This window comes from Immundisolibacter sp. (assembly GCF_028696615.1).
Taxonomy (GTDB): domain Bacteria; phylum Pseudomonadota; class Gammaproteobacteria; order Immundisolibacterales; family Immundisolibacteraceae; genus Immundisolibacter.
The window spans coordinates 1-7,526 of record NZ_JAQVGQ010000134.1; the positions used below are offsets into that span (position 1 = coordinate 1).

General features: G+C 70.9%; 7 protein-coding genes. 5 read left to right on the forward strand and 2 right to left on the reverse strand.

Annotation, left to right across the window (positions count from 1 at the left end):
* Positions 1-65: 65 nt before the first annotated feature.
* The 5 genes from PHC73_RS09450 to PHC73_RS09470 all read left to right on the forward strand — a co-directional run bounded on the left by PHC73_RS09450 (position 66) and on the right by PHC73_RS09470 (position 4,553).
* On the forward strand, positions 66-1,409 hold the full coding sequence (locus tag PHC73_RS09450) for a GldG family protein (RefSeq protein ID WP_300127098.1): 1,344 nt from the start codon (positions 66-68) through the stop codon (positions 1,407-1,409).
* Positions 1,409-2,332 (forward strand): DUF4340 domain-containing protein, encoded by a 924-nt coding sequence (locus PHC73_RS09455; protein WP_300127101.1) that lies wholly within the window; start codon positions 1,409-1,411, stop codon positions 2,330-2,332. Before PHC73_RS09450 ends, PHC73_RS09455 begins: the two co-directional genes overlap by 1 nt.
* The gene (mutM, locus tag PHC73_RS09460; RefSeq protein WP_300127104.1) at positions 2,332-3,153 is read left to right on the forward strand and encodes a bifunctional DNA-formamidopyrimidine glycosylase/DNA-(apurinic or apyrimidinic site) lyase; all 822 of its coding nucleotides are present in this window, start codon (positions 2,332-2,334) and stop codon (positions 3,151-3,153) included. The genes PHC73_RS09455 and mutM overlap by 1 nt, the downstream gene beginning before the upstream one ends.
* Before the next feature lie 273 nt (positions 3,154-3,426).
* On the forward strand, positions 3,427-3,786 hold the full coding sequence (gene folB, locus PHC73_RS09465) for a dihydroneopterin aldolase (protein ID WP_300127107.1): 360 nt from the start codon (positions 3,427-3,429) through the stop codon (positions 3,784-3,786).
* Complete coding sequence (locus tag PHC73_RS09470; protein ID WP_300127109.1) at positions 3,783-4,553, forward strand: SDR family oxidoreductase; 771 nt, start codon at positions 3,783-3,785, stop codon at positions 4,551-4,553. The genes folB and PHC73_RS09470 overlap by 4 nt, the downstream gene beginning before the upstream one ends.
* Before the next feature lie 113 nt (positions 4,554-4,666).
* Here PHC73_RS09470 and PHC73_RS09475 read toward each other — a convergent pair whose 3' ends face one another.
* Both PHC73_RS09475 and htpG read right to left on the reverse strand, forming a co-directional pair.
* Positions 4,667-5,578: an alpha/beta hydrolase gene (locus PHC73_RS09475; RefSeq protein ID WP_300127112.1), complete on the reverse strand. Its 912-nt coding sequence runs from the start codon at positions 5,576-5,578 to the stop codon at positions 4,667-4,669.
* Between the two features lie 63 nt (positions 5,579-5,641).
* A complete protein-coding gene (gene htpG, locus PHC73_RS09480) occupies positions 5,642-7,513 on the reverse strand; it encodes a molecular chaperone HtpG (RefSeq protein ID WP_366949844.1) in 1,872 nt (623 codons plus the stop codon).
* Positions 7,514-7,526 lie beyond the last annotated feature (13 nt).

Sequence of the window (7,526 nt, forward strand, 5' to 3'; positions counted from 1 at the left end):
CATCGTGCTGTTCCTGGGGCTCAGCATCCGGCGCCTGGATGCCGAGCGCCTGGCGGGCTGAGCGCATGGCAGGCCCGCTTTCCAGCCGTTTTGCGTTGCGCCTGCAGGGCACGCTGGCGCTGCTGCTGTTCATCGCCGTGATCGGCCTGCTGGGCTATTTGGCCCACCGTTACGACCACCGCTTCGACTGGACCGCCAACGGCCGTAATTCGCTGTCCGAGGCCAGCCGGCAGGTGCTCGACAAACTGCCGGGGCCGGTCACCGTAACGGCCTTCGTGCGCCCGAACCCGCAGCTGCGCGCCAGCGTCGACGACCTGCTGCAACGCTACGCCGCCGCGTCGCCAAAGTTCAAGGTCACCTATGTCAACCCGGACCAGGCACCGGCGCGCGTCAAGGAACTCGGTATCCGCGCCGACGGCACGGTGCTGCTGGAGCTCGGCGACCGGCGCGAGAAGCTCGAACAGCTCGACGAGCAGGCGCTGACCGGCGCGCTGATGCGCCTGTCGCGCAGCGGCGAACGCAAGTTGGTGTTCCTCGCCGGGCACGGCGAGCGCAGTCCCGACGGGCAGGCCAACCACGACCTGTCCACCTTCACCGCGGCGCTGCGCGAGCAGGGCGTACAGGCGACGCGCGCCGACCAGGCGAGCGGTAGCGACTTCCCGCCGGATGCGACGCTGATCATCAGCGCGCCGGCGGTCGATCTCGCCGCCGGCGAGGTTGCCGCTATCGAGCGCTTCATCGCCGCCGGCGGCAACCTGCTGTGGCTGGCCGACCCCGGGCCGCTGCACGGCCTGGAACCGATCGCCGCCCGGTTCGGCCTGCGCCTGGTGCCGGGCACCATCATCGACCCGGTGGGGCAGATCATCGGCGGCAGCGCGCATTTCGCCATCGCGAGCCCGGACAACTACCGTTTCCACCCGGCGCTGGCGGGCTTCGAGTTCACCACGCTGTTCCCGCTGGCGGCCGGCCTCGAGCACGACCCGAAGGACCCGTGGACGGCCACCGACCTGATCGAAATCGCCGCCTCCGGCTGGGCCGAGACCGGTCCGCTGCAGGACAAGGTCGCCTTCGACGAAGGCAAGGACCGGCGTGGGCCGTTCATCCTGGCGACCGCCTTCACCCGCAAGCTCGGCGAGCGCGAGCAACGCGTGGTGGTGATCGGCGACGGCGATTTCCTGTCGAACGCCTACATCGGCAACGGCGGCAACCTCAACCTGGGCCTCAATCTGGTGAACTGGCTGGCGGCCGACGACGCCTTCGTCAACATTCCGCCGCGCACCGCCCCGGACACCGAGCTGAAGCTGTCGCGCAACGACAGCCTGCTGATCGGCCTGGGTTTCCTGTTCGGCCTGCCGGCAGCGTTCGCGGCGGCCGGCCTCGGGGTCTGGCTGCGCCGCCGGGGACGCTGATGCGCGGCCGGCTGTGGCTGAACCTGGGGCTGGCGATCATCGTCGCGGCGCTGGCGGCGGTCGCCGTGCTCGAGCCCGGCAAGGCCCCGCCGCCGCCCGAGATCAGGCTCACTACGCTCGACGCGCAATCGGTCAAACGCATCGAATTTCACCCGCCGCGCGGTGAGGGTTTTGCGCTGGTGCGGGATGGCAAGGACTGGTTCATCGAGCAACCGCGCCTTCGCGCACAACCGTTTCGGGTCGAGACGCTTCTCGAACTGCCGGGCGCCGTGAGCGCCGCCCAGCTCACGCTGGCCGACAACAAGGACAACGCCTTCGGCGTCGACCCGCCACAGGCGCGCATCGTGTTCGATCACACCGAGATCGCCTTCGGCCTCACCAACCCAGTCGGCCTGCGCCGCTATGTGCGCGTCGACGACGCCGTGCACCTGATCGACGACCGCTTCTTCCACCACGCCGCTTCCAAGTGGACCGACTGGGTCGACCGCCGCCTGCTGCCCGAAGGCGTGACGCTGACGCGCCTTGAGCTGCCGGACATCACGCTCGCCCGCGCCGACAGCGGCTGGCAGCTGAGTCCGCAGCGGCCAGCCATCGGCGCCGACGCCATCACCGAGCTGGTCGACGAGTGGCAGCGCGCCTACGCGATGGACGTGGAACAGGCCGAAGCGCCGGCCGACGCCAAGCCGATTCGCCTCGAATGGAACGGCGGCGCGCTCGAGCTCGCACTCGCCCGCGACGGTGACGAGTGGCTGCTGTACCGGCGCGATGCGCCCGTGCGTTACCGTTTCAGCGACAACCAGGGCCAACGCCTGCTGGCGCTGCAGGAACCCGCGCCAAAACCCGAGCCTGCGCCCGGCACCGCCGCGCCTGCACCGCCGCCTGCCGATCCCGACGCCGCGCCCGACCACGCCGGCCACGATTGATGCCGGAACTGCCGGAGGTCGAGACCACCCGCCGCGGCCTCGAACCGCTGCTGGTCGGCCGGCGCATCACCGGCGCCGTGGTGCGCAACGCCGCCCTGCGCTGGCCGGTGGCGCCGGAACTGACCGGCCACCTGCCCGGGGCACGCATCGAAGCGGTCGGCCGCCGCGCCAAGTATTTGCTGCTCGGCACCGCCCGCGGCCACCTGCTGCTGCACCTTGGCATGTCGGGCAGCCTGCGTGTGCTGCCAGCCGGCACGCCCGCCGGCAAGCACGACCACGTCGACATCCTGCTGGATGACGGTCAGTGCCTTCGCCTGCGCGATCCGCGCCGCTTCGGCAGCATCCTCTACGCGGGCGACGATCCGGCCCGCCACGCGCTGCTGGCACATCTGGGGCCGGAACCGCTGGACCTCGGCGCCGACACGCTCGGCGCGCACCTGCACGCCGCCGCGCGCGGCCGGCGCGTGGCGGTCAAGCTGCTCTTGATGGACGCGGATGTGGTGGTCGGCGTCGGCAACATCTACGCCAGCGAGGCGCTGTTTCGCGCCGGCATCCGGCCGGACAAGCCAGCCGCGCGCCTGACGCGCCCGGCCTGCGTGCGCCTCGCCGGCGCCGTGCAGGCGGTGCTTGGCGAGGCCATCGCCGCCGGCGGCACCACACTCAGGGATTTTTCCAACAGCGACGGCCTGCCGGGCTATTTCGCGCAGGACCTCAACGTCTACGGCCGCGCCGGTGCGCCCTGCCGGGTCTGCGGCACGCCGATTCGCGAGCAGCGCATGGGGCAGCGCTCCACCTTCTGGTGCCCGGCCTGCCAGCGCTGAGAGCTTGTGAATTTTTCAAGCTCCGAGGCCGGCCAGGGATGGCCGGACGCGAATCGAGCCCTTGAGGGCTCGATTCGCGGGAGCCCGTCCGGGCGTGTACCGGACGGGCGACGCAAGAAATGCGCAGGACGCGCATTTCTTCACAAACTATGAGGCGGCCCGATCCTGACGTGAGAGCGGCGCCTGCGCCGCGCAACCCGACACCGCGAGGACGCGCATCCTGCCTGCCACGGCGGCATGCTGCGCCGCCCTGACCCAACCCGAGACTTGCCCATGGCCATCGGCACCATCCACATCGACGAGCTGACCGTGCACTGCGTGATCGGCATCATCGAATCCGAACGCCAGCGCGACCAGCGCATCTTCATCGACGCCGAACTCGACACCGACTTCGCCGCCGCCGCCGCCAGCGACCACATCCGGGACACCATCAACTACGCGGTGGTGGCCGAACAGCTCACGCAGCTGGCGGTCGAGGGGCGCTTTTACCTGGTCGAGGCCTACGTGAGCGCGGCCACCACCATGCTGCTCGAGCGCTACCCGCAGGTCACGCGCGTGCGCGTGGCGGTGCGCAAGCCGGACATCCTGCCGGCGGCACGTAGCGTCGGCGTCAGCCTGGAGCGCCGCCGGTGACGCCGGCGACGAGCGCCGACCTGACCGGCCGGGTGGCGCTGGTCACCGGCGCCGCCAAGCGCACCGGCCGGGGACTGGCGCTGGCGCTGGCGCGCGCCGGTGCGGACGTGGTGGTGCACTACGGCCGCTCGCGCCAGGAGGCCGACAGCGCGGTGGCGGAAATCACCGCGCTCGGCCGGCGCGGCTTTGCCGTGAGCGCCGATCTCGCCCGCCCCGGCGAGGCCGAGCGGCTGGTCGAAACCGCCCTCGAACGGGCCGGCCGGCTCGACGTGCTGGTCAACAACGTCGGCAACTACCCGCTCGGCGACCCGCTTGGGCTGACGCCGGACGAGTTTCGCGCCACGCTCGAAACCAACCTCACCGCGCCCTACGCGCTGATCCGCGCGGCGCGGCCGGCGCTGGCCGCCAGCGGCAGCGGGCACGTCGTCAACCTCGGCTACGCCGGCGTCGAGCACCTGGTGGCCAACACCCGCGCCATGGCGTATCAGATTTCCAAGGCCGGTCTTTTGGTGCTCACGCGCTCCCTGGCGCAGGCGCTGGGGCCGGAGGGCATCCGCGTCAACATGATCTCGCCCGGCCACATCGACAACTCCGTCGACCTGCCGGCGGACATCCAAAACCACGTGCCGCTCGGCCGCCCCGCGCGCGTGGACGACATCGCCGGCGCGCTGCTGTTTCTGCTGTCGCCGGCCGGCGCCTACATCACCGGCGCCAACCTCGAGGTGGCGGGGGGCTACCGGCTGAGCCTGGCCGATTCGCTGCGCTAGGACGGCCCGCGCCCGTTCAGAGTTTGTGAAGAAACGCGCGTCCTGCGCATGTCCTGCGTCGCCCGTCCGGTACCCGCCCGGACGGGATCGAAGTTCGAGAACTTCACAGGCTCTCAGCCGCCAACCCGAGGCTCTCGACCCACCGGTCCGGGCCACCCCGCCAGCAGACCATGCAAGGCCGCGGTGAGCGCGCGCGGCGAGTCCAGCATCAGGTGGTGATGGCCACCCGGTATGGCGAACATCGGCCAGCCGCGCCGGCGCGCCAGATCGCCGACGTAGGCGCGCACCGATGCGTCGAACACGGCGCTTTGCTCGCCGTAGATCAGCGCCAGCGGAATCTCGAGCGCCTCGAGCAGACGCCACGGCTCCACCTTTTCGAGCTTGCGGAACAGGGCATCGTCGAACTTCCAGCTCCAGCCACCCGCCAGCGCCGCCACCGAGTGCCGCGCCACGTGCCGCAGCAGATAGGGGTGCGGACACGGCTGCGGCGGCAGCAGCACGAATCGCGAGGCGGCGCGGTCGCGGTCGGCGCACAGCGTCTTTGGCCGGTACGGCGCCTTGCTGGGATCGAACGGCGACGGGTGATGCGGCGGGTGGATGGGCGAGTCGAGCACCACCACGCCGCGCACACGCGCACCGTGGCGCCCGCCGAGCGCCAGCGCCACCACTCCGCCCATGCTGTGGCCGACCACCACCGTGTCGCTGCCCAGCCCGGCATGGTCCATGGCCGCCACCACCTCGTCGGCGAACAGGGCCGTCGAATAGGCATCGCGGTGACCGCTGTCGCCCATGCCGGACAGGTGCGGCGCCAGCACGTGAAAGTCCGCCGCCAGACGCGGCGCGATGATGTCCCACCAGCGCGCGTGCGCCATGGCGCCGTGTACCAGCACCAACCCCGGCCGGCCGGGCGTGCCCCAGGACCGGTAGCGCAGCGGCACGCCGTGGTGCACGAGCTCGTGCTCGTCGGCCGGCGCCTCGAGCGCCTGCAGCGCCCAGGACGGCGGGTTTTCGGTGTCCGTCGTCACGGTGCGCCGGCCCGCTGCCAGGGGTGGGGAATCATGCGTGTCACTCCTCGCTGCGGCGCCCGCTCACCCGCCGAGCAGCAGGCGGTTCATCCGCTGCACGAACTGCGCCGGCTGCTCGAGCTGCCCGCCTTCGGCCAGCAGCGCCTGCTCGTAGAGTAACCGCGCCCAGTCGTCGATGTGCTCGGCATCGGCACCGGCCTTCACGCGCGCCAGCAGCGCATGGCGCGGGTTGATCTCCAGCACGCGCTTGTTGGCCGGCAGGGCCTGACCGGCGGACTTCAGCAGCCGCTCGAGCGTGCCCGACATCGCGTGGCTGCCGGCCACCAGACAGGCCGCCGATTCGGTAAGGCGATCGGACAGGCGCACCGCCTCCACCACGTCGGCGAGCGCCGTTTGCAACGCGCTCAGCGTCGATGCCCAGTCGGCGTCGTCCACCGCCGGCGGCGCGTTCTGCGCCGGCGGCAGCTCGTCGAGCTTCAGGTCCGCCTTGGCCACCGACTGCAGCGGCTTGCCGTCGAACTGCGGCAGGCTGCCGACCAGCCACTCGTCGATGCGATCACCGAGCAGCAGCACCTCCACGTCACGCGCGCGCAGCGCCTCCAAATGCGGCGAGGCGGCCGCCGCGGCCACCGAATCGGCGGTCAGGTAATAGATGGCCTTCTGGCCGTCCTTCATGCGCGCCACGTAGTCGGCCAGCGACACCGCAGGCTCGGTCTGCCGCGTGCTCGAAAAACGCAGCAGGCCGGCGATACGCTCGCGGTTGGCGTGATCCTCGACCACGCCTTCCTTGAGCACGCGCCCGAACAGCCCCCAGAAGCGCAGGTATTTTTCCGGCTCCTCGCGCGCCATGTCCTCCAGCAGGCCGAGCACGCGCCGGGTCACGCCGGCGCGGATGCTGTCCACCGTCTTGCTGCCTTGCAGAATCTCGCGCGACACGTTCAGCGGCAGATCGTCAGCGTCGATCACGCCGCGCACGAAGCGCAGGTATGCCGGCAGCAGGTGCGCCGCGTCGTCCATGATGAACACGCGCTTCACGTACAGGCGCACGCCGTGGCGGCGCTCGCGGTCCCACAGGTCGAACGGCTCGGCCGACGGCACGAACAGCAGCGCCGTGTACTCGTGCGTGCCCTCGATGCGGCTGTGCAGCTGCGCCAGCGGCGGCTGGCTGTCGTAGCTGAGCTGCTGGTAGAAGGCGTCGTACTCGGCCTGCGTGATCTCGCTGCGCGGGCGTGCCCACAGGGCGGTCGCCTGGTTGACGGTTTCCCAGGCCGGCTCGGCCGCCGTGGCGTCGTCCGGCTTGGCCGCCGGCATGCGCACCGGGAATGTGATGTGGTCCGAGTAGGTGCGGATGATGGATTTCAGGCGCCAGGCGTCGGCGAACTCGTGCGCGTCGTCGCGCAAGTGCAGCACGATCTCGGTGCCGCGCGGCGCGGCGACGGCCTCCAGCGTGTACTCGCCCTCGCCGGCCGACTGCCAGCGCACGCCCTCGTCGTCCGGCCGGCCGGCGCGGCGGGTGGTCAGCGTGACGCGATCGGCGACGATGAAGGCGGAATAAAACCCCACGCCGAACTGGCCGATCAGGCGCGCGTCCTGGGTTTGCGCCTCCTGCAGCGCCCGCATGAACTCGGCCGTGCCGGAGCGGGCGATGGTGCCGATGTTGGCGATCACCTCCTGCCGGCTCATGCCGATGCCGTTGTCGCGCACCGTCACTGTGTGCGCGACGGGGTCGCACTCGACCTCGATCCGCAGCTCGCCGCCGCCGTCCAGCAGCGCCGGCTCGCGGTAACCCTCGAAGCGCAACTTGTCGAGCGCGTCCGAGGCATTCGAGACCAGCTCGCGCAGAAAGACCTCGCGGTTGCTGTACAGGCTGTGGATCATCAGATTCAGCAGCTGACTGGTTTCGGTGGTGAAGGCGAGCGTTTCGGCGTGCGTCATGACGGCCTCGTGC